Annotated in this window: 19 protein-coding genes, 1 tRNA gene and 1 pseudogene; 10 read left to right on the top strand and 11 right to left on the bottom strand. The window is 52.6% G+C overall.

Annotation, left to right across the window (positions count from 1 at the left end; genetic code table 11):
- The 4 genes and pseudogenes from C8C89_RS15810 to C8C89_RS15795 all read left to right on the top strand — a co-directional run bounded on the left by C8C89_RS15810 (position 1) and on the right by C8C89_RS15795 (position 4,334).
- Complete coding sequence (locus C8C89_RS15810) at positions 1 to 636, top strand: restriction endonuclease subunit S (protein WP_133990902.1); 636 nt, start codon at positions 1 to 3, stop codon at positions 634 to 636.
- On the top strand, positions 633 to 2,006 hold the full coding sequence (locus C8C89_RS15805) for an N-6 DNA methylase (protein ID WP_133990900.1): 1,374 nt from the start codon (positions 633 to 635) through the stop codon (positions 2,004 to 2,006). Before C8C89_RS15810 ends, C8C89_RS15805 begins: the two co-directional genes overlap by 4 nt.
- Positions 2,007 to 2,233: 227 nt before the next feature.
- Positions 2,234 to 2,410 (top strand): annotated as a pseudogene (locus C8C89_RS15800) (transposase domain-containing protein); the annotation flags it as partial.
- Between the two features lie 1,429 nt (positions 2,411 to 3,839).
- The gene (locus tag C8C89_RS15795) at positions 3,840 to 4,334 is read left to right on the top strand and encodes a hypothetical protein (protein WP_133990898.1); all 495 of its coding nucleotides are present in this window, start codon (positions 3,840 to 3,842) and stop codon (positions 4,332 to 4,334) included.
- A gap of 108 nt (positions 4,335 to 4,442) precedes the next feature.
- Here C8C89_RS15795 and C8C89_RS15790 read toward each other — a convergent pair whose 3' ends face one another.
- From C8C89_RS15790 to C8C89_RS15765, 5 genes are all read right to left on the bottom strand, one after another.
- Complete coding sequence (locus C8C89_RS15790; protein WP_133990896.1) at positions 4,443 to 5,153, bottom strand: retron Ec48 family effector membrane protein; 711 nt, start codon at positions 5,151 to 5,153, stop codon at positions 4,443 to 4,445.
- The gene (locus C8C89_RS15785; RefSeq protein WP_208327704.1) at positions 5,146 to 6,249 is read right to left on the bottom strand and encodes a reverse transcriptase family protein; all 1,104 of its coding nucleotides are present in this window, start codon (positions 6,247 to 6,249) and stop codon (positions 5,146 to 5,148) included. Before C8C89_RS15785 ends, C8C89_RS15790 begins: the two co-directional genes overlap by 8 nt.
- 1,543 nt (positions 6,250 to 7,792) lie before the next feature.
- Complete coding sequence (locus C8C89_RS15775; RefSeq protein ID WP_133990892.1) at positions 7,793 to 9,034, bottom strand: RNA-guided endonuclease TnpB family protein; 1,242 nt, start codon at positions 9,032 to 9,034, stop codon at positions 7,793 to 7,795.
- Positions 9,035 to 9,156: 122 nt separating this feature from the next.
- On the bottom strand, positions 9,157 to 10,155 hold the full coding sequence (locus C8C89_RS15770) for a S49 family peptidase (RefSeq protein ID WP_133990890.1): 999 nt from the start codon (positions 10,153 to 10,155) through the stop codon (positions 9,157 to 9,159).
- Positions 10,095 to 10,763 carry a hypothetical protein gene (locus C8C89_RS15765; protein ID WP_133990888.1) on the bottom strand — a complete coding sequence of 223 codons (669 nt, stop codon included), beginning with the start codon at positions 10,761 to 10,763 and terminating at the stop codon, positions 10,095 to 10,097. The genes C8C89_RS15770 and C8C89_RS15765 overlap by 61 nt, the downstream gene beginning before the upstream one ends.
- Positions 10,764 to 10,879: 116 nt before the next feature.
- Here C8C89_RS15765 and C8C89_RS15760 point away from each other — a divergent pair, with 116 nt between their 5' ends.
- The gene (locus tag C8C89_RS15760; RefSeq protein ID WP_133990886.1) at positions 10,880 to 11,209 is read left to right on the top strand and encodes a hypothetical protein; all 330 of its coding nucleotides are present in this window, start codon (positions 10,880 to 10,882) and stop codon (positions 11,207 to 11,209) included.
- A gap of 4 nt (positions 11,210 to 11,213) precedes the next feature.
- Here C8C89_RS15760 and C8C89_RS15755 read toward each other — a convergent pair whose 3' ends face one another.
- Entirely contained in the window at positions 11,214 to 14,072 is a 2,859-nt protein-coding gene (locus C8C89_RS15755; RefSeq protein ID WP_133990884.1) for a conjugal transfer protein TraG N-terminal domain-containing protein, read from the bottom strand.
- Between the two features lie 812 nt (positions 14,073 to 14,884).
- Between C8C89_RS15755 and C8C89_RS15750 the strand changes: the two genes are divergently transcribed.
- From C8C89_RS15750 to C8C89_RS15740, 3 genes are all read left to right on the top strand, one after another.
- Positions 14,885 to 15,091 (top strand): excisionase, encoded by a 207-nt coding sequence (locus C8C89_RS15750; protein ID WP_205704585.1) that lies wholly within the window; start codon positions 14,885 to 14,887, stop codon positions 15,089 to 15,091.
- On the top strand, positions 15,061 to 16,302 hold the full coding sequence (locus C8C89_RS15745) for a DUF3596 domain-containing protein (protein ID WP_166674760.1): 1,242 nt from the start codon (positions 15,061 to 15,063) through the stop codon (positions 16,300 to 16,302). Before C8C89_RS15750 ends, C8C89_RS15745 begins: the two co-directional genes overlap by 31 nt.
- A gap of 524 nt (positions 16,303 to 16,826) precedes the next feature.
- On the top strand, positions 16,827 to 18,389 hold the full coding sequence (locus C8C89_RS15740; protein WP_133990880.1) for a hypothetical protein: 1,563 nt from the start codon (positions 16,827 to 16,829) through the stop codon (positions 18,387 to 18,389).
- A 506-nt stretch (positions 18,390 to 18,895) separates the two neighbouring features.
- Here the strand turns inward: C8C89_RS15740 and C8C89_RS15735 are convergent.
- From C8C89_RS15735 to C8C89_RS15720, 4 genes are all read right to left on the bottom strand, one after another.
- Positions 18,896 to 18,970 (bottom strand) — tRNA-Val (locus C8C89_RS15735).
- 82 nt (positions 18,971 to 19,052) lie between these two features.
- Positions 19,053 to 19,769 (bottom strand): DNA polymerase III subunit epsilon, encoded by a 717-nt coding sequence (gene dnaQ / locus C8C89_RS15730; RefSeq protein WP_133990878.1) that lies wholly within the window; start codon positions 19,767 to 19,769, stop codon positions 19,053 to 19,055.
- Positions 19,770 to 19,871: 102 nt separating this feature from the next.
- The gene (rnhA, locus tag C8C89_RS15725) at positions 19,872 to 20,321 is read right to left on the bottom strand and encodes a ribonuclease HI (protein ID WP_101481623.1); all 450 of its coding nucleotides are present in this window, start codon (positions 20,319 to 20,321) and stop codon (positions 19,872 to 19,874) included.
- Entirely contained in the window at positions 20,314 to 21,090 is a 777-nt protein-coding gene (locus tag C8C89_RS15720; protein ID WP_101481624.1) for a class I SAM-dependent methyltransferase, read from the bottom strand. The genes rnhA and C8C89_RS15720 overlap by 8 nt, the downstream gene beginning before the upstream one ends.
- A gap of 19 nt (positions 21,091 to 21,109) precedes the next feature.
- Here C8C89_RS15720 and gloB point away from each other — a divergent pair, with 19 nt between their 5' ends.
- On the top strand, positions 21,110 to 21,919 hold the full coding sequence (gloB, locus tag C8C89_RS15715; RefSeq protein ID WP_101481625.1) for a hydroxyacylglutathione hydrolase: 810 nt from the start codon (positions 21,110 to 21,112) through the stop codon (positions 21,917 to 21,919).
- A 78-nt stretch (positions 21,920 to 21,997) separates the two neighbouring features.
- Here gloB and aceB read toward each other — a convergent pair whose 3' ends face one another.
- A complete protein-coding gene (gene aceB, locus C8C89_RS15710) occupies positions 21,998 to 23,596 on the bottom strand; it encodes a malate synthase A (RefSeq protein ID WP_101481626.1) in 1,599 nt (532 codons plus the stop codon).
- A gap of 216 nt (positions 23,597 to 23,812) precedes the next feature.
- Here aceB and C8C89_RS15705 point away from each other — a divergent pair, with 216 nt between their 5' ends.
- Complete coding sequence (locus C8C89_RS15705) at positions 23,813 to 24,724, top strand: LysR family transcriptional regulator (protein ID WP_133990876.1); 912 nt, start codon at positions 23,813 to 23,815, stop codon at positions 24,722 to 24,724.
- Positions 24,725 to 24,744: the final 20 nt, after the last annotated feature.

Raw genomic sequence — 24,744 nt, 5'->3', positions numbered from 1 at the left:
GTGCTTCCTGATGATGATGCTTCTACTTTTGCTTCGGAAAAAATAACAACTATGGTTTCAATTCCTTTGGCCGAACTTGCAACTATTTCATCCCCTCTTACGTATCGCGGGGCCTACCAGGTATCAGATAAGGGGAACGCCCGCCTGCTTACCATCAGAAATTTGGTCTCAAAGGATCCGATTGATGCCGAAAATTTGCTACTTGTACAGGCAGAGCGGCCAGCTAGCAGGACCACAATTAGTGAGGGTGATATTTTAATGCCGGCTCGCGGGTTAAGTTATCCAGCTAGCTTAGTGGGAGTAATGCATGAAACTATACTTCCTACCGGGCAAATTCACGTAATCCGAACTCGTTCTATTCATCCTGAATATTTGCTTTGGTATCTTAACAGGCAAAGATCACAAGACCAGATTGCCATGCAATTGACAGGTTCAACCATTCAAGCTCTAAAGAAAAGTGATCTTGAACGGCTTGACATTGAGGTTCCTTCTAAAGAAATTCAAATTATGATCGGAAGATTAGATCAAATTCGACAAAAAAGGGATCAAGCTCGTCGATCTTTAGAAAAGGTTGAGATGCAAGAAATTGAATTGATCTGCCAAATGGCAATTGATAGAAAAGGTCATAATAAATGAATGCCAATATATTTAAAGAGATATCTCAGAGCTCAGACCCTAAATCTTTGTATAAGTATGTCGCAGCAATCATATTTTTGAAATGGATTTACAATAATACGGTCGTAGATAAATATAATTTTTCAATAGTAACTCTTGAGAAAAACAAAAATATATCCATTCGCAGTTTAAAAAATTTAAATTTCAATGATTTTCCCGGCGAGGGAAATTTGGGCGGGCATTTGGAATTGATTTTTAGAGAACTTGAGGCGGAAAATTCGGAGCAACTCGGAGGGCTATTCGGCTGGATAGATTTTCATAATAATTGCTTGCAAAAATATGATGATCGACATTATTATCTGAAGAGAATTTCAGCCATCTGTGCGAATATTAACGACGATGAGTGTTCAGTTTTTTCGCAACTTCTTGAGGTTGCGGAAACCCCATCTATTGAAACTCCGCCATCTATAGCATCTCTAATTTCTGGAGTAATTAATTTAACTGATCAAGAGGAAATTTTTGACCCTGTTTGCGGAAACGGAAGTTTGCTTCTGTCGTGCGCAGCGGTTTTGGAAAATGAGAATTTTGTACTTTCTGGAAATGAATGTAATCATTCGGTATGGTTCTTTGCTAAACTAAACTTACTTTTAAATGGGTTCTCTTCGCGAGGAATCTTGCATAAGGATTGTTTTTCTGAAGGCGTTCCTCGTTACGATGAGAAGCAATATGACGCCGTCGTTGGGCATCCGCCTTGGGGGGAGAGATTTTCTGATTCTTACCATTGGATATTGGAATCTTTATTGCCGAACATGGGGCGAAATCAAATCACTTTTCTTGATTATGCTTTTGTATTCGCTATTCTAGGGAAAATGAAGTGTGAAAATGGTAGGGCTGCTGTATTAGTGTCAAATGGAATGTTAACACGTTCTGGCGCAGAGTCCGACATTCGTCGTGATCTTATCGAGAAAAATTTGCTAGACGCAGTAATTGGTTTACCAGATAAAATGTTTACCACAACGTCTATAGGTACTTCAATTCTTTTATTTAGGTCAACCCGATCAATAAAAGAAGTTCTATTTGTGGATGCGCGTTCGTATGTAACGCCAGGAAGGGTGCGTAATACATTATCCGATAGTGCGGTGAAATCTATTGTTTCTATCGTGTTAAATCGTACCCCCCTAGAAGGTATCTCAAAATTGGTCCCTCCTACGGAAATTGCGGGGCAAGCATATACAATTAATGTCCCTCGTTATATGAACCTTGCGTCATCTAAAATAGAATCTGATCCTGATTTTCTTTATGAGAAAAAAATTTCCTTGCGGCAGGAAATTGATGAAGCCACTGTTGTAATTGATGATATTTTACAGATGCTCAAGTCACATGCGAACTGAGTGACTCGCCACCAGTAACTTTAGACTCTCCTGATCCATAGTTCTTGATAAATGAGAAGCCGATTGATCGTGTTGGGCCTGGGCGTCTTGCCAGGCATCTGGTGTGCGATCTCTTAGCTGCCTGAGCCAACGACGAGATCGAGTCTGACGTGCCTATCGCCCTGCCCTGCAGAGATTCATGCCGCGCTCAAGCAAAAGCGGCCTGGGCTCCGGCTACCGGGACTAACGGCCGCCGCAGCTATCTGTACGCCGGCGGCGACAGTGGCGGCGAGCGCGCCGGCGTGATCTACTCGTTGATCGGGACGGCCAAGCTCAATGGTGTCGATCCCGAGGCCTGGCTGCTCCATGTGCTAGTGCATGGAGCAGACCATCCCGTCAACTGTGTCCACGATTTCCTACCTTGAAACTGCATAATGCCGGTCCACTCGGCTTAAACTGCGCGCCACCTTCCTCCAAACTGGTGCCAGCATCAAGCAATTCGACCTCGGATTGTAGGCTGCTGTGGGAAAAAATTTGCTGCGATAATGCTGAACACGCCATTGTTACAATCTGTGGAGGCATCATGAACATCAACCAGGCTGTCAAAGAATTGAATCGCCACCGCTAGTCTAGACAGTCGTGATCCATAGTTCTTGGACGATGAAAAATCGATGGATCGTGTTTGGGCTTGGGTGTCCTACCAGACACCAGGTGTGCAGTCTCGTAGCTGCCCGATGCAACGATGAGATCGGATTTGACCTGTTGATCCCCGCTGCCCTGTACAGGCTCCTACCGCGCTCTAGCAAAAGCTTGCCTCCCTCCATAACTGCCCGCGAAGGATGGCATAGCTGACCGAAGCAGCAGCAATGCGCTTGCTTTTGAGCGCTACAGCGGCACAGTTGGGGCTACGATAAACTAGCCCGTCTTCTGCTTCGTGCGCTCGGCCAGAGGGGGACTTTGCGCGCTGGCGGTAGAGTTGCGATCACGGCTGACGCGACATGGCACCTGACGGTATCACGCCAAAACAGATGCTTGCCCTTCGCGTTTAACCTCTATTTTTAGCGCGCTCTAAAAATGGGGGAATTACCATTGCCCTTGCTAGGATGCACCTTACACCATATAAGATTGGTGTTTCATCAATGAAGGCACTTGTGAAGATACTTCTTATAATTCTTGTGTTGATTTTTCCACTCGTATCCAGCGCAGCCGACCGCGAAAGCTGCGCCGATAGTCTGGACGGGATGAAGCGCGTCTTACGCGACGCTAACGACAAGGCCGACGAAGCGAAGGACCAGCATAAAGCCTGGAAATCATGCAAGGACTCGTTGAGCTCAGGCTACGATTCAGACGGTGACCGTTGTGAAGGGAAGGCGCGCAGGCTGCGCTCCGCCGATGGAGATTTGAACAGCGAATTGAGTACGCTTGAACGGAAGTACCGTTCTGTGAAATCAGAGTGCTCCGCGCCTGACAGCCGAGCGAGCGCCAGCGCAGCCAAGACTGGCGACGAACATTGTGATGTCTATCGCGCCTATCTGGGACAGATGGGATACCCAATCCTGTTGAACCTTTGCAAGCAGTACATGCCGGAGGATGAGTGCGGGAAGTGCTTAGGCTTCCGCCCCACAGGGACAGGGATAGTAGTTCTGCCGCCAGCCGTCCAGCCTACTGTGAAACGACACAATAAGTAGCACGGGTTGACTAGGGCGTTGTCCCTAAGGCAAAGAACTTGCCGTGAGTGTCGTAAAGGGGCGTCTTGAGGAAGCCCGGGAAGCCGGATTCCCCATAACTTTCGCGCTGCCCATTGAAGGCTGGATGGTACTCTAAGGTATGGGGAAAATAAAATAGAGGAGAAAAATGGAAGCTATCTGGGGACTTATCGGTACGTTGATTGGTGCACTTGCCAGTATCGGCACTACCTGGATAACTGCGCGCAACGCATCTACACTGCAAATTGCTATTGCTGAGCGTGCTCGGGACGAACAAAACCGCACGTTTCAACGGGAGACATTGCTGGAATTACAGATGGCAGTAAGCGACATATTGCGATTAGTCTCTCGCGCGCATTTTCAGGGCAGAATGGCGTTCCGCTCAGGAACCGCATGGGGGCGAAATATGATTGACGATGCGCTAGACGCGGAGATGGGGACTACGTTTAGAAAGGTATCCCTTCTTACCGCTCGGGTCGTCGATGACCAATTGCGACAGGAGGTCCAACAGGCCGTAGCGTCCGCAGCGCGTGTGTCGGCTGCCGTCGACGAACACTCGGCCATTGCTCAGGTCACGATTGCCATGAACGCGGGTACAGCACTCATGGAACGAATCGACATCAACCTTAGACAACAGTATTAACCGAGGCAAAGACAAACCGCCCATCAACTCGTCAAGCACGGCTCTGGCACGGAACAGGGCCATGCGGCGACGAGGAATATGATCATACTAAACTAAACATGTACTATCTTAAGAGTATTTCCTTATTCCAACTTTTTGAATTTCCTCTTCTAGGCAAAAAGAGCTATTAATGCAATCAATCAGAGAAATTAACTGATCCTCAATTTCGTAATATTCAATTCGTGGCTGCATTGATATTGTTATTCCGATATTCGATAGTCTATTTTGCATTTCTGCTTGATGTGGTTTGTAGCGAAATGTTTCACCCGTTGGAGTAGAAGCTATAGCATTGGATTCGGAAATATGAAGTCTAATCTCCTCAATGTAATTTTTGTATTTTTTTGAGACTACCATGATGCCGCTTTTGGACTTCGGAAAAACAAGATTATACCAATAAAAAGTATCTATGCTGCCAATATTAACTCGATTCCTTTTGGCAATCTCACTATTTAAGTAGGATTGGAAGATTGAAAAGTGAGAAATATGATTTCCTAATGCCGAGTTACTAACTGACGTCAAGTAACTCCATAAAGCGATCAATATGCCACCAGCAGTAGCTATAGCAACCAATAAATCGGATGTCGCCTTTCCCACCGACAAAGCGGGCTCAACCGCTTTGATAAATCGCTCAACACAATCAGAATTCAAGCAAATTATCCTATCCCTCAAATCACCCTGAAATACCGTGAGAAATACACTTAAAATACAAATCCCATAACCAAAGATGGCGATAGAAATAAATGCATATATCGCTCGATTAAATTTATTTACATTATTCATAAACTGTTTTTATTGCTTTCAGTCTGAATCTCAAATCATAAGCCACGTTGGGAAAGGATCGCTGAAGAATATTTAATCGCTCATGAGCAAGATAGAATCGCTTAGCAAACCAAAAATTACCTTGTTTTGTTGGATAGTCCACTTCCAATTTCGTGACAATCTTAATTGCTCGCTCAATATCTTTTTTTGATGGTAGTGGATAGTTTTTTTGCAGGCGCAGCAAAAGTTTATCGTATTGATTATGACCAACCCTACACAATTTATTTACTCTACCCATGCACCGGTTGAAGTCTCGGCGATATGAGTGAGTGGTTTTATAATTCGGCTCTTTAGCCATCAACTCAATACTATGCACTGCAGCACGTATTTTTCGTACCTCATCACTTGGCAAACGGGGCTCTTTAAATCCAACTCGTAAGCCATGCACGGTAAGCGGTACGGTAGAAGAATATTGAATCTTTGTTTTCGAGTGATTAACCGGCAAATCTTTCCCAATTAACATATCCTCAATTATAGTCTTAGCATAACTAAAATTATAATCGGAAACTACAGAGGATACGTTGATATCGTCCACCAGTCGAGTGTAACGCAAATTTTTTCTCAGGAGCCTTTCAACAACCATTCCTTCTACATCAAAAAGAATCAAGCCAGCAATATAGCTCGAAGTTAAAGCTCCTTGAATCAAATAATCCTCGTGGCAACATATCTTAGAAACAACTTCGGCAACTTCCGGACTAAATTTCAGAAGCTGCGTAAAAACTTTTATAACTTGGCTTACGTGAATATTTCCAAAAAAATTCTCTATATCCAAAGTCAATATGCTCTTTGCGCCACAATGCACTTTAGCACAGGCAACATAATCTTTTGGGTGTTTAGATCCTTCAAATTTTTGATTTGGAATGCTACCGAAGATATGATCCGGCCAACTAACAAAATTTTGATTAGAGAACAATCGTTTATTTATTCTTCGCTGTATTACTCTAAGGCGATGGTGAGGATTATGAACCACGCGGACAGAGCCATCTTTTTTACGACGCTCTTGAGATGAGTATTTATCTTTCGGGGGAATAAGGAGAACATCGTCCAATTCTTCCACGACAATATCCAACGCCTCACATAGCCCTTGTATGGTCGTAATCGCGTGGGTTGCGGTTTTTACGGGATATAATCGAGTAGTACTGGAAACAGGAATCATAGGTTCGGCCAGCTCATACGGTAGAGCGCAGGGAAAAATAAAGCTTTCGTCGAGTTATCACCGGCAACTGCCACTTTTCCCATGACCTTGCCTATCAACTACCTCTCCTCGACGTTAGGAGAGAGAGGAGAGTGCTTGCGGCCCTCCCCACATGCCACACAGCACATACTGTATGACGCCCGTAAACGAGCATTTTCCGGCGATAAATGGTAAATCTCGACTGCGGCAAATGAGCGGTACGCTCATGCACTCTAAGTATCTCTTTAATTTTTCCTTAGATCAATAGAAAAATCTTCTTGGTATGAAATTTACAACAACAACTCTTAATTTGTAGTATCGCGTTCGGCGACCTACTGTTCCTTGCCCGCCAACTGTGAAATATTGCCCCTATGTACCGTTTAGTGCATATCGAGCGGGCGCAAGAAGTAGAGTCTCAACGAAATCAGACAGTTCAACTCACTTCTTTTCCCATCTGCGCGCCCCATCCATGGTCGTATCCGCATCAGGATACGCCTTACCAAAGCTGCCCGCTACCGCTAGCGGAGCCGCCACCTCACACACCTATTGCTACCCCTCCTTTCTCTGTTACGACCCACCGTCGTATCAGTCGCCCCCGTGTCGGTATCGCCTGTATCCTGTTTGCCGTACCCAGCGCGGTGCTTCGCCACAGAACCTCATTACACTAGGCTCCGAAAAAACAACATTTGAGTAGGTGTAACGCATAATTCTAACTAAACACTCACAAGTCGCTTGAAATGCGGCTTTTTGTAGGACCCGGAGCAACTTATTGTTTAAACGGTGACGTACGCGCCGTTACTGCCCCTCTTATCCCTGGTCCGGACATGTCTGGCTGGTGTGGTACGGTGGCGCGGCCAGCAACACCGCCGTTCCATTCCATCTTGTAGGCGAGTTGCTGCCCGAACTCACCCCAGCCCTTGTCTAGAATGGCACGGTGCAGCCCCGACTTCTGCCTTACCTTCTTGCCCAGCTGCCCGCATGAACCAACTGATGAACTTGATGCCGCCTACATCGCGACCATTTGCGCCGTTGCTAGTCGGCCTTGCGGCGGCGCCGGCAGATGGTCGATCAGGTCCACGGCGCCGGCGCGGCCGGCTGTTGACTATTACCCTGAGACTGCTTCGGTAAATGTTACGTCATCCATGCGGATCATAGGCGCGATGAGTTAGCGGCAATTGCCACCCCAACCCAACGGAACCATTTTCTAGGTAATCGTATAGCCGCACTTCTTGGGCTCCTCATCGGGGGTGATTCGGCTGCGCGCTGCGGATCGGCGCGCCCTCCGCGTTGACATCCTCCCCGCCCTAAAGGACGGGGATTCCTACGGCGCCGCGCGATAATTTGCGGGTCGCTTCGGCGGGTTCCTGCTTCTTCGAGCGGCCTGACTGCGCCATCTCTCCACAGGCTAAATTGACATCCTCCCTGCCTAAAGGACAGGGATTTCTACGGCGCGGCGCGATGAGTTGCTACACGCTTCGAGGGGTTCCTGCTTCTTCGAGCGGCCTGACTGCGCCATCTCTCCACAGGCTAGCAAGCGGTGCCCCCGCTCCAGTATATTCGCAGCTCCCACTACATCTGCATGATTTGCGTAACCGCAATTGACGCACAGGAATTTCGCCTGGGTCTGCCGATTGTCTTTTGATATGTGCCTGCAAGTCGGGCAAGTCTGGCTAATGTGGTGCGGTGGCACGGCAAGCAGCATTCCGCCACTCCATTCCATCTTGTAGTTGAGCTGCCGTCTAAACTCGCCCCACCCCTGGTCGAGAATGGCACGGTTCAGCGCGGCTTTCTGACGCACCCTCTTGCCCGGCTGTTCGACAGTGCCTTTGGCGGACCTGGACATATTCTGTACCTGCAAATGCTCAATGCAGACGAGCGCGTGGGTTTGGCAGATTGTCGTTGAGGATTTGTGCAAGAAGTCCTTCCGGGCATTGGCGATGCGGGTGTGAATCTTCTGGACGTGCGCTTTCGCCTTATTCCAATTCCTGCTGAATTTGACCATGCGGCCCATGCGGCGCTGGTAGCGCGCCAAGCGCTGCTGGTGTCTCTTGAAGCTGTTCAGCGGCGCTATGAAGCTGCCGTCGCTCAGGGTGGCAAAGCGAGCGATGCCGACATCTATTCCAACTGCACTCGTAGCGATAGGAACCACCGGATCTACCTCGCGCCGGGTCTGTATTGAAATGAACCACTTACCAGCAGCCTGGCTTATGCTTGCACTCACAGGTTCACCAACAAAGTCCCGGCTCTTGCGGTACCGTAGCCATCCTAATTTGGGAAAACGCAGGCGGCTGTTAGTTTGTTCGAATCTAATTGCCCCTTTTGCTGCCACGCGGAAGGAAATTCTGTCGCCCTTGCACTTGAATCTTGGAAATTTTGCACGGCCAGCAAAGAAATTCGCGTAAGCTTTCTCTAAGTCCTTCAACACATATTGAAGTGCTGAACGAGGTGCGGCAGCAAGCCAAGGAGTTTCGCAACAGTTGCGCCATGCTGTCAGATATTTCGACATGTCCACATATCCGATGAACTTGTTGCCGGCTGCGTGATTTTCTTTTTGCAGAGCCAAGGCTTTGTTGAAGACGAACCGGCACGAACCAGCGAAGCGGCGCATGGCGCGCTCCTGTTCGCCGGTTGGTCTCAACTCGAACCTGTAGGCTTGATATCTTTCCATGATTCTTCAAGCTTACTCGTGTGAAGGCAGTATCGGCCACAAGAAAGCTAGCCAATTTGCGCCGTATTTTGGCTTGACATGGGTCGCATACCGTACGAAATTGCAGCTCCGCTCTCCCTCCCCTATCTAAGCTTAAACTCCTGCCTCGCGATGATGTCGTCGAACGCAGAAGTGATCGAGGTTGAGATCAGGGTACCCATTTGGCCAAATCCGCCAGGGTGTGGTCCAAAGTTGAATGCAGTCACATCCTTTTGAGCATCCACGAAGTCATCCATCGTGCCGATGGCATCGATCAGGCCGATTTCCTTTGCTTCTAACCCACTCCAGATTTCCCCGCTGGCGTAATTGACGTCGTGCCGCAGGACGCGGCCGCGCCGTTCCTCTAGTTCGCGCAAAAAGGTTCGCCCTACCCTGTCCACCAAATCCTGCGCCTTGGCTTGCGCGTCCTGGCTAGGCGGTGTGAACGGATTCAAGAATGCCTTCAGGTGACCGGATGCATATACCTGCTGCGAGATTTCCATCCGATCCAGCGCACGCGACAGTTGCCATGGCGCGATGATGGCGCCGATCGATCCCACCAGACTGTATTTCCCTGCGATGATCTTGTCGGCGTGCAACGCAATCATGTAGGCAGCCGATGCGCCGACGTTGCTGATCGCCGCCACTACCGGTTTCGGGTGCTTTTTCCTGAAAGAGTGAATCGCGTTTCCGATACGCTCGGCCTCGACCGGCGCGCCACCGGGACTGTCTATCGCCAGAACTATCTGCGTAACGTTGCTGGACTCAAACGCCCGCTTCAGTGCCGGCACGATCTTGTCTGCGGACGCGAGTGAGGTTGCAGCGATCTCGCCCTCGATGTGCACAATGCCTATGACCGGGCCGAAGGGACCTATTTTAAACTGCAACGTTTGCATGAAAAAGTACAGACCGAACAAGAGTGGCATGAGAACGAGCAGAGACTTCAGCGTCACCGTGAGGCGGCGAGCAAATTTTCGATCCCGTTCAAGCGCCAGGCGTTCTTCCCTGAATCCCGCGCGTTGTTCGCGTATCTCAGCCAACATTAGTAGTGCGAGATTGGTGGCCTGCAGTTCAGCTTGACTCTTATCGTCCTTGTTTTCCATGGCGTTTCCTTGGGGGCTAGGCGCGATAAGTTAGCGACAACTGCCCCCCAACCCAGTACGACAGTTTCCCAGGTCATCTTGTCACCGCACGTTTTTTTTTCTTCTTCTCTCCGGTTTGGCTGTGCACTTCGCATCGGCGCGCCTTGCGCGATCATGGCTTCCGTCGGTTTTGCTTTTTCCATTTCGGATAATGCGGCGGTGGCTTCTTTGATCTTCGAGATCGGGCATTCCAGCATGAAAGCATGTGGGTGTTCCTGAGTAGCTGCAGATTCTCGTTTTACCGCTGAGCCGCTACAAAGCTGAGCAGTAACGGCGCGAAAATATTGCCCGTCAAATTCTGTTCCATCCTCGGAGTGCAAGAGCAAAACTTGGCCATTTTTGCATTCCTTTGTCACGAAGCGAAGGGCCAGACGAGCATAAATTTCGCTCTCATCGCGAGTGCCGGCTTCAACGAAGGTCCTTTGCGCCAACCGACTCGTGGTCTTCGGTGCTAAATCGCAGACCGAGTCATCCGTCGGTTTTTTTGCGAAAGCTACAGCATGCGACGACGTTGACAAAAGAGTTAAAAAAAGGAAAATCATAACTGATAAAAATTTTCTATTATGCATGATTTTAATATCCTACCGTAAGGTTATTCAGTATAAATTTATATTTATATGCTTGAAAAAGCAATAAAATATTACTATTATTTCCTTTCTTGGTCACCTGCTCACGGAGAAAGCTCATGATTAATTTAAAGAAAATATTAATGTGTGGAATTGTCGGAGCGATCTTCGGTGGCGTACTCGGATCTGGCGAGTCCATTACGTTAACAGTTATTTTTTCAATAGCTGGATTCGTTGTTGCTGTAATAGTATATGGATTAATTTACTTTATATACTATATGATCATTATATTTCACAAATGTAGTGGGGAAGCCATATTATCCTTTCATGATCTTCGAGACGATACCTATCTTTATAGTGGGGATCTTATAAAAAACTCATCATATAGAATTGATGAGTATGGGAATCCAAATTTAGATGCTAGATGGTTATCCAGGGAGCATTATTGATTATTTATTTCTTCAAAAATTCATTCAATTTTACTCTAGCCTTTTCTTTTAGATGTTGGAATCCCTTGGCGACAATATCTGGATCTTCAGTAACTTGTTCATTTGCATTTCCGAATAGAGATTTATCTGTCGTAATGTGTCCTTTCGGGGTTTCTTTAATACCTGTTGATTTGTAAAAATCCTTCTTCGATTGATTTACTTCTCGGTCTAAAGCGTCATATTTGTTGGAAATTTCCTTCTGCAATGGCGATGGGGATTCCTTGATTCTCGCTTGTTCCTTTTCAACCCAGTTGTTTCCTTTTTGCGGTAAACTTGTGCCGCTTGCATCGACAACCTTACCCCCTGGTTTTTCAGAAGATTTGGGATTTACCTTTGATTTATTTCCTTGATGAATTTTGATTACGTTCGGATTCAATAACGGGTCGGATTTGTCACGATTATAAATATCCCGAACAGCTTGAAATGAATTCGGTAGATTTGATGTTGTGCTAGGAATAATCGGTGACTTTGCGATACTTCCTAAATGCGAATCGAATATTATTTGAGCGGAAGCGCTACTATCGCCATGTGAGAGTAGCGATTCAAACAAGTCAATGTTTTTTGGATTTTTTGCAAGATCGATGCTCATTGATTCACCACGTTCAAATGCCCCGGATACAGCTCTTGAATATTCTTCTTGTTCTCGAAGCGTTGCATCCGCTCTTTCAGATCTGGAAACCGAACTCGACAATCTTGCTGCGATCTCTTGCCCATTTCTATTGTCCGATATTACCGAATTCAACAAGCTAGTATTTTTCGCAATCATTTCGCCCCATTCTTTAAATTTTGTTACGTCTTCGCTATTAAGTTTATTCCTGATATCCTTTAGCTGTTGATCAATCGATGCGACGTAATCCTTGCTGCCACGAGCAGATATGCCGATGCTTCCGACTCCAGGAATTCCGGGCTTAAACTCAACACCACCGCCAAATGCGACGCTTGCTACTTGCTGCTCAGTGGCTCCAGTTGCTTTGGCGACGTTCTCGGCCACTTGACGGAGCTCGTTCGTACGTTGTCCGAAACCTTCTGTACTGGCTCTGTTTGTACCTTTAGACGCATTTTGAATACCAGCGGTTCCTTGCGAATGTGTTAGCGCGTCCGATAGGGCAGCGGCTTTATCATTGGTGGCTGCGACGGCCTCAGACTTCGCCGCGCTAGCGGACTTCCTTGCGGCTGCAACGTGCTGATGCGTAACCTTGGCGTCGACGTTCTTCGAAACCGGCCCCTCATTGGCAAGCGCTTTTCCTGCCGTGATTCCAGACAGAGCACCACCTGTATATGTGTTCCCCGAAAAATCGTTTTGCCGACCACTGAAGAACGGCGACGAACGGACAGGTGCCAAGGTCATCTGGTCCATGGCGACATTTCCCATGGATACGTTACCCGTTGCCGCCGAATTGGTGGCACTGGTCACATTACTTTGCAACAGGCGCATGCCGTCGACGAGCGCGGTGCCAAAGTTCTCCATGCGCTTTAGGGCAGCCCAGGCAATGAAAGGAATGCTGATGGTCATGTATCCAACGACGGCTTCGCCTGAAATGGCGCTGGAAAAGATGGTCGATGAAGTGGCCAGCGACAGGGTGTTGACGCCGTTGCCTACGCTGGCCGCAGCGGCCAAGTCACGCATTGCATACATGGTCGCCATATAGTTCAGGATGGCATAGAGCGGTGGCCACAGCTGGATCCAGATGAGCACAGACGCATAGTTCTTGAAGCCGGCCACGGTGTCTTTGCCGTTGGTCAACATCAGGATGAGGATTAACAGCGGGAATATCGCGTACGCCACCGCTTCGACCACGTTGCGGATTACCGGCAGCGCTTGCTCGGCCACCTTGCCATTGTTAATCCACGCGGCATTCGTTTGGGCCACCGCCTGCGCGCGGCCAACGGCCAGCAGCATGGTAGCTGGATCGTTGATCTTTTGTCCGGCCAAGAGACTGGTATCGTTCACTGCATTGATGAGCGCGTTTTGCCGAATTATATTGGCTGCGGTGGCCGAGGCGTCGGCGATTTTTGCTTTCAGGAAGGCTTGCTGTATCTGGTCCGCGATCAGGGCCGAGGCTACCGTCCCAGGAAGCGTCGGATTCATGCGGAATGCCAGTGTGCCTTGAATGCGCTGAACTTCGGCCGGCATTTTCGCCGATAGCTTTGTATATGCCTGGGGACAGGTGAGCACTTCCGCAGTGCCGGCCGCATTCATGACGCTGCTAAACCGGGCGGGATTTGGGTCGCCCATGAGACTCCACACGTCGCCCGAGGTCGCAAATGCGTCCGGTGACAGGTAACCAGAGGCCAGATCGTACATGGTACAGTTGTGTAGGAAGTTGATGAGGTCAGTGCGGAAATATGGGCTTTGAAATACCACCTTGGAAGCCTCACGCACCATCCGGCTGCCAAACATGAGGCCATTGTTCTGATAGCTCAGCTTATCCGGCATGCCGGCCGACCCCGGGATCACCTGCATAGCCGTTTCTTCGAGTTCCGTCAGACTATTGCCGACCGTACTGGTCAGCGAGGCGAGCACCGCCAGGCCGAACGGGACGTTGTCGACGAAGACTTCGGCCGAACCGCCCGTCTTGTCGACGATACCGACAGTGACCTTCGGCACCAGGAGTACCGACAAGACCAGGACCACCGAGGCGAGCCACTTCCAGCCCACCATCTTTTCCGGGGCGAAGGCATAACCCACCAAGGCGGCCACGAAGCCGCACACGGCGACGATGCCAAGCGCATTTCGGTAGGTGTTCGCCCCGACCATGGCGGCCACGGCATTCATCAGCCCGTACAAACTGTCGGAGTTCTGGTAAGCAAAAATTTCCCACATGACTATTTACCTCCACCACCTTTTTATCACCGCAGATATCCGGGTTCGTTCCGCATGATGTCCGGCGCCTGATCGAATGGTGCCATGCACACGACAAGGTGGTGTTGGCATGTGGAGTTTTAACGGAGGAAGAGCGGGAATCCTACGGGCTGAGCCATAGCATCGAGCTGGACATCATTGCCGCACATGCACCGCTCTGTATTCAGTGGACTTCCTGCGCCGGCACGCTCCACCTTTTCGAAGAGATGTTCGTGCCAACGCTTAAGGCGGTTCAACGCACCGCCCATCTCTATTGTTCCGGACTACGATGCCAGCAGCATCGCATTAGCGCGGTAACAGGCACTCGACGAACATCGGCACCTCACAAGGGGCCAGAGCGGAGGAAAAGTCCCATAGGCCATTCGCACGCCAACGCTCACCCACATGATCACTGCCAATCGGCCCCACGCCACTGACGGCCGCCGCTACAGCATCCATCAATTGCCGTGAAATACCACCTAAATATTCCGCTTTTCAACTTGATGCCCACGATCAGCGCAGCCACCATGGCTCAGGATCATCCGTCATCGGTCATGCAGACAGCTCATCATGAAATACATCTCCCCTTCGAACCATTGGCCGTCTGCCACCATGATGGATCCTGCAGTTGGCCAGCGGGCATTAACCGAGGGGCACGCCGATCACCATATGAATTACCCCATGGATCGCGCGCGCATTACATTTGATACGACGCTGCTGGCATCGGATACTAGGCTCAGAAATTCAAAATATCGTGCAGCGCTGGCGCGGCACACCGGACGATGGAGGCTCAGATGGAACATCCCGTGACGTGGGTAAAAATCAGCAAATACGCCGAACTCACCGGCGATACGGCAGCAGCCGTGCACGCCAGACGGCGTGCCGGAAAGTGGTGCGACGGCATACAATGCAAGGTGGTCGATGAAATGCTTTGGGTCAATCTCGCTGCCGCTGAAAAATGGGTGGAAACATGGGGGCAAAGAACAGCGGTACGGGCATAGAACTGCGCAAGGGAGCACGCTCGGAAACGATACGCATCGTGTTCCAGTACCAGGGGAAACGCTGCCGCGAACCACTGAAGCTGGAACATACGCGCAACAACATCGCCTTTACCAAGCGCTTGCAAGGTGCCGTGGTCAATGCCATCGAACGCGGTACTTTTGTCTACGAGCAATTCTTTCCCGATTCGCTCACCATCCGGCGCCAAAAGCAGGCACAGGCCGACGCGCAGGCTGCAGCTGCCGCGAAGGTGCGTCCGCCAGTGCTCATGGGCGACCTGTTGCGCGACTACCTGCAGATCGCAAAGCGAAACCTGGAATTGTCGACCTACAACTGCTACCAGCAGGTAGCGAAAAACCATCTGTTTCCCCAATGGGAGGACAAGCCAGCCGCTGAACTGACCACACGCGACCTGCGCAAGTGGATCATGGGCCTGAACGGCAAGAGCAAGACCATCCAGCTGATCCTCACCCCGATGCGCAACGCCATCGAACTGGGCGTGACCGAGGGCGACCTGGAATCCAATCCTTTCGACAGCATCAAGCTAGGCAAGCTGCTGCCGCGCGACCAGCGCGTCAGCAAGTTCAAGGCTGACCCATTCAATATCGATGAGATGGAACTCATCCTGAAAGCCTGCGAGCGCGATGAAGAGCGCAACATGCTGCAGTTTGCCTTCTGCACCGGCATGCGCCCATCCGAATACATCGCACTGCAATGGCCGGCCGTGGACGAGCTGAACCACCAAGTCAGCGTGGCCGGGGCGTTCGTCGATGGAGAAATGAAGGACCGCGCCAAGACGCTGAGCGGCCTGCGCACGATCGACATGCGCTGCGGCGCGCTAGCCGCGCTGCAGGCACAGTACGCGCTGACGGGCGCTGGCGCCGGAACGGTATTCCTGCACCCGCGCAGCGGCAAGCCGTGGCAGGGAGACAAGCCCATCTATAACTGCTGGAAGCGCATCATCAAGGCCAGTGGCGTGCGCTTCCGCAACCCCTACCAGACGCGCCATACCTTCGCCTCCAACCTGCTCATGCTTGGTGCGCTGCCGCTGTATGTCGCCACGCAGATGGGCCACGCGGACACGACCATGATCGTGCGCACCTACAGCAAGTGGATTGCTGCGGGACTGGACCATGGACGCAGGGAACGGTTGCTGCGCCTGTATGCACAGACGAACCCGCTGCGGGCAGATGAATTCCCGAAATACAATTAAAAATACTTCACAGACCCGCTCAACGTATCTCCGACAGATGAGTGAGCAGGTAGGCGAAAGAATCACTTGATAGACAAGCCGTCTGCGCAGGCGATGACGCCATTCAAGTATCCGCTTGCCAACCCAACGCCGTTTGTCGGGATTCTCGCGTGACTCCGCGCAGTAACGCGCAATGCGTGCTGCGATCCCATGACGGCGCGGCCAAGTCCTGTGCGTTTTGAGGAATATGCTCGGTCGGCATGCAGCCTCCCCGGACGCTTGCGTACCTAACTTGGCAGCCATTTAACGGATGGGAACAACTCTGTCGCCTACCCGTCCAGTCACGCAGAAACCGAAAATTTCGACTTGTCTATGGTCAAGAAAAATTGCAGGCGTTTTTATATACATTCTTGATGCAATTAAGGCGGATAGACGAGTGGCAGTGGAGCTAGAAGTTCAAGGTGTTGACCGCGATCGCGATTTTGATACCTAGCAATAAGTAGTCAGCTCCGTAGAATAGAGACAACTTCTTTTCAAGGAAAAACATGCTACCAGCTACTAATCAACTGCCGACGCTAGGATACCTGCACAAAGTCATATGCGATAGCTTGGGACTGTGGAACAGCGACAACGAAGACGTCACCTTCCACGTCACGGCCACCGAGCAAGAGCGGCGTACAGCGTTGCGACAAGCTTTCGATGTAATTAAAAAAGAGGACGACGTGTATGGATCCCTCGACGACTTGGTCGCGGTTACTATCCAGTTCGCGCCAAAGGATAGTCAGAGCGTTAAAAAAAGTAGAACGATCCAAAGCTATGTCAATCATCTATCCAAAACCGACTTTGAATCTCTCGAAGAGTATATAGAATTACGCCAATACATCATAGTGTTGCTCAATGAGCGTTACGCCCGCTGGGGCGTAGCCAAACTTGCGGTCAGCTTTTACGTGTCGGCGCTTGCCCACTACCGGGAGTTTGTCAGAGAGTACGCCTGCGATGCGCAGAGTCAAAAGTACAGTTATCAGTGTTTTCTCAGTCAAGATCTTCGCTTGCTGACGGGGACTCTAACTCGCGAGTTGTTACCAGACGATACTTGGCCAGATGCGGCGCTGAATGAACCGTGGCCCTTGAAGGGATTCGCTGATGCTGCTTGCCAGATCACCGGTACGTCGCTGCATAAACTTCACCAGTACCACGAATTTCAGCGAGAGGGACCGCTCAACGAGCAAGCATGGACCCGTGACTTCACCTCCCAGGGGGTCAATACTCGGTCCAAACAGGTAATCGAGCGGCTACGCAAGTACAGCCGGATGAAGTGGGAAACTTTTTACCCCACCCTTCAACCGCTGACTTACTACCTGCCGAAGGCGATTCATGGAAAGGCATTCGCGACTCATGCGTTTGCGGCCATGATCGCTCACAACCTCAATGTCCATGTGGCTGATTGTGGACCATTCGAGCCTCCCGCAAGAGGCCATCTGACGCACGGCCAAGTTGATCAGAGTCACGCAATACCTAGCAGCGACTTGCTTGATCTGCTATTCAACGACTATCCCATTGGCCACGAAGTCTTCGCCCAGCAAGCGCCCAACCGCTATCAAGCTCTGCTCGCCGGAATCAGGACCCTACCTGGCTCACTGAGCCTTGCAATGGACATTCCGAGTAGCCTGGAGCTAATTTACGAAAAAGAACATAGGAGGTTCATCGAAGGGGCATCGCACGCAACGTTAGCGAATGGCCCCAACTGGCTCAAAGAATGGGCACGAGCCCGAGATGCCTTGTTTCTCGGTGATGCCGGGCTTGCGCTCGCGCACTTTAATACTGCACTCGATCAGGCAAAGTACGTGGCGGGGCCATTATTTATCCCCTTCTACATACAGGTGTGTGCATTCTGCAAATCGCAATATCGGGTACTTTCGGAGCGGAAGGAAGAGGAATTGTTCGAGCGGTTCTACGAAGGCTTGGGCAGCAACGCCGCGCACTACGCAAAATTGGTAGGTTATACCCCGCAGTGGGAGCGTGACCCGAAGACTCTGATGACCCACACAATGCTACCTCTGAAGTCTCGGTTGATTATCAGGGAAATCGACGCCCTGGCAAAAATCTAGTGCTACTGGATCGCACCGATTTTCATGGGGTGTCCCACCTAGGCCAAGCTTTCGAAATGCATCACTTTACCGGAGAGTGATGCAACTTACAGTGATCCGGAAAGGAGATAAAAATGAGCAAAGGTAGCAGTAATAACGGGGGCCGTAGTGGTGGCTCCCAAGGCAGTGGCAGTAAAGGTGGCGGCGCAGCTGGCGGTGGCCGTGGGCAAGGAAATGGCGGAGGGTGGCCAAGTGGAACGGGCAAGCCATCCGGCGGAGGGCGCAGCAATGCCCCCGCCCCCGCTGGCAACAAATAGGTCTGGCGCTGGTTTAGCTTAACAATTCCGTCGAGAGGAACCGCCCGCAAGCTAAGCTTGTGGACTCCCTTGACGTGAAAACGGCCGCAGGAAGCGGCCGTATCGTTTGGGGCTGGAGAATGGACGAAAAACCCATTGCCCCAAGTTTGCCCCAAGTTCGTATTCAGACAAGATGGGAAATCCCAAGTCATTGAATACAAACTAAATTCTTGGTGGGAAGTGCAAGTTTCGAACTTGCGACCCCTGCAGTGTGAATGCAGTGCTCTACCCCTGAGCTAACCTCCCGAAGCGAGGCGAATTATCGCATAGGTGTTGCGGCATCTGCAAGGGCTGGCAACAGTAAATTTGCCACGCCCACGCTTTTTTCTCAGGTGGCGGCCGGGGGAGCCGTGACGGCGGTCCAGATGCACTGGCCTTTGGCTGCCTTGTCGAGGCCAGCGATGGTCGCTTCGTGGGCGGCAAGCTCGTCGGCCGTGGCGCTCTGGAAGATGACTTCGGCCAGGGGCACGATTTCCAGCACCCCGCCATCGGCGGCTACTTCCACTTCTTCCTCCATGCTCAGGCTGTTCTGGCCGCGCGTCATGGCCAGGTAGACGTCGGCCAGCAATTCGGAGTCGAGCAGCGCGCCGTGCAGCTTGCGGTGGGCGTTCGACACGCCATAACGGTCGCACAGGGCATCGAGCGAGTTGCGCTTGCCTGGATGCATTTCCTTCGCCTGCACCAGGGTATCGATCACGCCATGCACTTGCTCATGCACGGGCGGCAGGTTCAGGCGCTTGAATTCAGCGTTGAGGAAGCCGATATCGAACGGGGCATTGTGGATGATCAGCTCGGCGCCGGCAATAAACGCGCGGAATTCTTCCGCGATTTCCGCGAACTTCGGCTTGTCGCTGAGGAATTCCGTCGTCAATCCGTGGACGGCCAGCGCGCCCTCTTCCGAATCGCGCTCGGGATTGATGTAATGGTGGAAATTATTTCCCGTCAACATGCGGTTGTTCAGCTCGACCGCCCCGATCTCCAGGATGCGGTCGCCCGTGCGCGGGTTCAGGCCGGTGGTTTCAGTATCGAGAACAATTTGACGCATGGCAGATTCAGTCGTAAAAGCAAAAAGCGAAGGGCACAGTATAGCAAACCTGTGCCCTTCGATTACGCCCTGCCCACCGTTTCGCGACAGGTATTTTTAACATCAGGCACGCACGGTTTCCACGCCCAGATTAGCCAGTTCATCGGCCCGCTCATTGCCCGGATGGCCATTGTGGCCGCGTACCCAGCGCCATTCCACTTCATGGACGGCCTGGGCCGTATCGAGGGCCTGCCACAGGTCGACGTTCTTGACGGGCGCCTTGGCCGCCGTTTTCCAGCCGCGAGCCTTCCAGCCGTGGATCCATTCGCTGATGCCCTTCTGGACATACTGGCTATCGGTATACATCACCACTTGGCAGGGGCGTTTGAGCGCCGTCAATGCTTCGATCACGGCCTTCAATTCCATGCGGTTATTCGTCGTGTTCAGTTCCCCGCCGTAAATTTCTTTCTTGGCGCCATCGGCCACCATCAGCGCGCCCCAGCCGCCCGTGCCTGGATTGCCCTTGCATGCGCCATCGGCGTAAATTTCTACCTTATCTTCAAACTTAGCCATCTTGCTGCTCCCGCCTTTTATTCGTGACCGGTGCGCCTGCGGGCGCCGTCGCCGGTTTCTTGGTCCACGCCGGACCGATCAAACGCATCCCTTTGACGCGCTTGATCGCCTGCACTATATACACTGCGCCCAGATATGGCCACCAGCGCGCGCCCGCCTTGTCCATGAAGGCGTTGCGGCGCAGCCATTTTTCTGTCCTGCAGGCTGGTGCGTAGCAGCCGAAATGGCTTTGGCTGACGCCCATGTTCAGCAATTTTAACCAGTCTTTCATACGCGGCATAGAGATCAGCTCGCCCGCCTGCGGCAGGTAATGACGTCCCGTGACCCGCCCCAGGCCCTGGCGCATGCCCCACAGGCTGGCCGGATTGAAGCCGCAGACGATCACGCGCCCCTCGGGGATCAGCACGCGCTCGACCTCGCGCAAGACCTGATGTGGCTCGGCGGCAAATTCAAGCACGTGCGGCAAGACCACCAGGTCCAGGCTTTGCGAGTCGAATGGCAGCTCGTCGAAGGCCGATACCAGGGTCAGGCGCCTCTCCTGCGGCGGACGCGACGGCAGACGCGAATCGAGCAGCCATTTGTTCGGCATGCGGCTGGCAGCCAGCGCGTCGAGCTGGGGCAAGCCAATCTGCACCGCATTAAAACCGAAGATGTCGACAGTCAGGCTATCGAGGCATTGCTGCTCCCAGGCGCGCACGTAGAGACCGGCCGGCGTCTGTAGCCAGCCGTCAAGCGCTATAATGGATTTTTCGGATGCTGCACTGTCCATTCAGTTTTCTCTTTTGCTCATGACACACTCCCCTGAACACGCTTTATCGGTACTTGCCGTGCCCGCCTTTGCCGACAACTACCTGTGGCTGATCCATGACGGCCGCCACGCCGCCGTGGTCGACCCTGGCGATGCAATGGCCATCCTCGATGCGCTGCAGGCCCATCAGTTGACCTTGTCCGCCATTTTACTCACGCACCACCACGCCGACCACACGGGTGGCGTGCCTGAATTGTTGCAGCACTTCGCCGTGCCCGTCTTCGGTCCACGCAATGAGGCTATCACAGCCATCACGGAACCGCTTGCTGAAGGCGATGTCGCCTATGTGGCCGAGCTGGGTTTGCAGATGACGGTCATCGACGTGCCCGGCCATACCAAGGGACATATCGCTTACGTGCGCCAGCGCGACGACCGCAGCGGCGCACCATGGCTATTTTCCGGCGACACCCTGTTTGCCGGCGGCTGCGGTCGCCTGTTCGAGGGCACACCCGGCCAGATGGCCGACTCGCTGGGCAAGCTGGCCGCCCTGCCCGACGATACCGAGGTATTTTGCGCGCATGAGTACACCTTGTCCAATCTGCGCTTCGCCAACGCCGTCGAGCCGGGCAATGTGGCCTTGCAGGAACGCATCGCCATCGACACGGAAAAGCGCCAGCAGGGTTTGTCCACCGTGCCGTCGACCATTGCCATGGAAAAAGCCACCAACCCCTTCCTGCGCTACCGCGAGCCCGCGATTTTGACCAGCCTGAAGGTGGAAGGCAAGCTGGCCACCGACGCCTCGCCCGTGGAAGCGTTCGCCGCGCTACGTATGTGGAAAAACAACTTTTAAGGTTCTGCTTCTAAAAAGAAAATCCCGGCGGCGCCATCAGGCATCGCCGGGATTTTTTATGCTTCTATTTGATCAGGATCAGATTTCTTCGTAAAGAGGCAAGGTCAGGAATTCGGCGAACGATTCCGACGTCGACATTTCCTCGAAAATCTGGCCGGCGCGCACATAGGTTGGGCCGTCGCCGCCTGGCGCATCGCGCTGCACCTTGGCCAGCTCTTCCGGAATCATGGCGCGCACCATTTCGGCCGTCACCTTGCGGCCATCTTCCAGCACGCCCTTGCTCGAACGAATCCACTGCCACACTTGCGAGCGGCTGATCTCGGCCGTGGCCGCATCTTCCATCAGGTTGTGGATAGGCACGCAACCATTGCCGGCCAGCCAGCTGCCCAGGTAGTGGATGCCCACGTTGATGTTGTAGCGCAAACCCGCTTCCGTGATCGGCGCTTCCGGCTGGAAATTCAGCAAGTCAGACGCCTTGACGTCGATATCGGGACGCTGCTTGTCGATCTGATTTGGCTTGTCGCCCAGCACTTTGGTGAACTCGCCCATGGCCAGCTCCACCAGACCCGGATGAGCAACCCAGCCGCCGTCATAGCCGTCGGTGGCGTCGCGCGCCTTGTCGTTGCGCACGCCGCCCATGGCGATGTCGTTCTTTTCGGGATCGTTCTTGATCGGGATCAAGGCTGCCATGCCACCAATCGCTGGCGCGCCGCGTTTGTGGCAGGTTTTCAGCAGCAGCAAGGCGTAGGCGCGCATGAATGGTGCCGTCATCGTGACCTTGGCGCGGTCGGCCAGGCAGAAATCCTTGTCCAGCTTGAATTTCTTGATGCAAGAAAAGATGTAATCCCAGCGGCCCGCGTTCAGGCCAGAGCTGTGTTCTTTCAGTTCGTACAGGATTTCATCCATTTCAAAGGCGGCCAGGATGGTTTCGATCAGCACGGTCGCCTTGATCGTGCCTTGTGGCAAGCCCAGCTCGTTTTGTGTCATGACGAAGATATCGTTCCACAGGCGCGCTTCCAGGTGCGATTCCATCTTCGGCAGGTAAAAGTATGGGCCGGCGCCGCGCGCCAGTTGCTCCTTGGCATTGTGGAACATGAACAGGGCAAAATCGAAGATGCCGCCGGAAATGCGCTTGCCGTCGACCAGCACGTGCTTTTCATCAAGGTGCCAGCCGCGCGGACGCACGACCAGAGTAGCGATCTTGTCGTTCAGCTTGTACGACTTGCCATTTTGCTCCAGCGAAATCGTCTTGCGAACGGCGTCGAACATATTGATCTGGCCCGTCAGCTGGTTATCCCAGTTCGGCGTGTTCGAATCCTCGAAGTCCGTCATGTAGCTGTCGGCGCCGGAATTGAAGGCATTGATGACCATCTTGCGCTCGACGGGACCGGTGATTTCCACGCGGCGGCATTCGAGCGCCTTCGGAATCGGCGCGATCTTCCAGTCGCCGTCGCGGATGTGCGCGGTTTCTGGCAGGAAATCAGGACGCTCGCCCGCATCGAGGCGCTTGGCGCGCTCCACGCGCACTGCCAGCAATTGCTGGCGGCGCGGCTCGAATTCACGCGTCAGCTTGGCCACCAGCGCCAGTGCCGCTGGCGTCAAAATCTGTTCGTAGCCGGGCTGGATTTCACCCGTGATTTGCATGCCTTCGGGAAGTGCGATCGTGTTCTGCGTCATGAAGTTCTCCGGTTTTTAATAAATGTAAGCAAAAGTAATCTGGTGATCCAAGTATAAGCTGAACGACTGTGCGGGCAAGCTGGACAGAGGTGCAAAAACACCCTGCCGGGCGGCGCGTTTATTCTATAGTATTGCACTATAAGGCATGGAAACGAGATTAAAAATCACTTCATCTATGCGTTTTTATCACAAGTGATGGCACAGCGGGAGCACGGCATGGGACAGTTCAGACAAATATCAACGTTCGTGGAAGTCGTGGCCAAAGGCAGCCTGTCGGCGGCCGCGCGCGCGGAAGGGATAGCCCCGGCCATGATAGGCCGGCGCCTCGATGCGCTGGAGCAGCGCCTGGGTGTCAAATTACTCCAGCGCACGACGCGCAAGCTGGCGCTGACGAATGAAGGCGCCGCCTTCCTGGAAGATTGCCAGCGTATCCTGGGCGAACTGGAAGAGGCGGAAGCGGCCGTGGCCGAGCGCAGCGTGAAGGCCAGCGGCCATTTGCTCATTTCCGCACCGGCCGGCTTCGGACGCCAGCATGTGGCGCCACTGATCCCCTCGTTTGTCGCCGAACACCGCGACGTGACGGTGTCGCTGAACCTGAACGACCGCCTGGTCGACCTGATCGGCGAAGGCATCGACGTGGCCATCCGCATCGCCAGCCTGTCCGATTCCTCTCTGGTGAGCACGAAACTGGCCGATAACCAGCGTGTGCTGGTCGGTTCGCCCGCCTATTTGAAACGGGCAGGCACGCCGCGCATCCCCGCCGACCTGGCGAAACATAATTGCCTGGCGATCAGCAGCGAAGGTAGCCAGCGGGGCTGGACCTTCCGCGAAAACGGCAAGAACGTCATTTTAAAGGTGGCGGGCAATATGGTATGCAACGATGGCGAAGTGCTGCACGACTGGGCACTGGCCGGCAAGGGGCTGGCGTGGCGCTCGATGTGGGAAGTGGGTGCCGAAATCGCCTCGGGCCAGCTGGTGACGGTGCTCGATCAGTTCGCCGCGCCGGGCAACGACATCTACGCCGTGTTCGCCCAGCGCCGGCATTTGCCGCTGCGCATACGGGCGTTTGTGGATTTTTTGCGGCATAGCTATTCGCAAGCCGATTACTGGCGCGAACGCGCTATCTGAGGACGACGGACCGACGCTGC

The sequence above is a fragment of the Janthinobacterium sp. 75 genome, assembly GCF_004365495.1.
In the GTDB taxonomy this organism is placed as follows: Bacteria; Pseudomonadota; Gammaproteobacteria; order Burkholderiales; family Burkholderiaceae_D; genus Janthinobacterium.
Note: the sequence above shows the minus strand (reverse complement) of the source record. Positions and strands in the feature narration are given on the sequence as shown.

Excerpts from the sequence above, each read along its gene's own strand:
- C8C89_RS15805 (WP_133990900.1), top strand. The coding sequence starts at position 633 with ATGAATGCCAATATATTTAAAGAGATATCTCAGAGCTCAGACCCTAAA.
- C8C89_RS15795 (WP_133990898.1), top strand. The coding sequence starts at position 3,840 with ATGGAAGCTATCTGGGGACTTATCGGTACGTTGATTGGTGCACTTGCC.
- C8C89_RS15790 (WP_133990896.1), bottom strand. The coding sequence starts at position 5,153 with ATGAATAATGTAAATAAATTTAATCGAGCGATATATGCATTTATTTCT.
- C8C89_RS15775 (WP_133990892.1), bottom strand. The coding sequence starts at position 9,034 with ATGGAAAGATATCAAGCCTACAGGTTCGAGTTGAGACCAACCGGCGAA.
- C8C89_RS15770 (WP_133990890.1), bottom strand. The coding sequence starts at position 10,155 with ATGGAAAACAAGGACGATAAGAGTCAAGCTGAACTGCAGGCCACCAAT.
- C8C89_RS15765 (WP_133990888.1), bottom strand. The coding sequence starts at position 10,763 with ATGCATAATAGAAAATTTTTATCAGTTATGATTTTCCTTTTTTTAACT.
- C8C89_RS15760 (WP_133990886.1), top strand. The coding sequence starts at position 10,880 with ATGATTAATTTAAAGAAAATATTAATGTGTGGAATTGTCGGAGCGATC.
- C8C89_RS15755 (WP_133990884.1), bottom strand. The coding sequence starts at position 14,072 with ATGTGGGAAATTTTTGCTTACCAGAACTCCGACAGTTTGTACGGGCTG.
- C8C89_RS15750 (WP_205704585.1), top strand. The coding sequence starts at position 14,885 with ATGGAACATCCCGTGACGTGGGTAAAAATCAGCAAATACGCCGAACTC.
- C8C89_RS15745 (WP_166674760.1), top strand. The coding sequence starts at position 15,061 with ATGGGGGCAAAGAACAGCGGTACGGGCATAGAACTGCGCAAGGGAGCA.
- C8C89_RS15740 (WP_133990880.1), top strand. The coding sequence starts at position 16,827 with ATGCTACCAGCTACTAATCAACTGCCGACGCTAGGATACCTGCACAAA.
- dnaQ (WP_133990878.1), bottom strand. The coding sequence starts at position 19,769 with ATGCGTCAAATTGTTCTCGATACTGAAACCACCGGCCTGAACCCGCGC.
- rnhA (WP_101481623.1), bottom strand. The coding sequence starts at position 20,321 with ATGGCTAAGTTTGAAGATAAGGTAGAAATTTACGCCGATGGCGCATGC.
- C8C89_RS15720 (WP_101481624.1), bottom strand. The coding sequence starts at position 21,090 with ATGGACAGTGCAGCATCCGAAAAATCCATTATAGCGCTTGACGGCTGG.
- gloB (WP_101481625.1), top strand. The coding sequence starts at position 21,110 with ATGACACACTCCCCTGAACACGCTTTATCGGTACTTGCCGTGCCCGCC.
- aceB (WP_101481626.1), bottom strand. The coding sequence starts at position 23,596 with ATGACGCAGAACACGATCGCACTTCCCGAAGGCATGCAAATCACGGGT.
- C8C89_RS15705 (WP_133990876.1), top strand. The coding sequence starts at position 23,813 with ATGGGACAGTTCAGACAAATATCAACGTTCGTGGAAGTCGTGGCCAAA.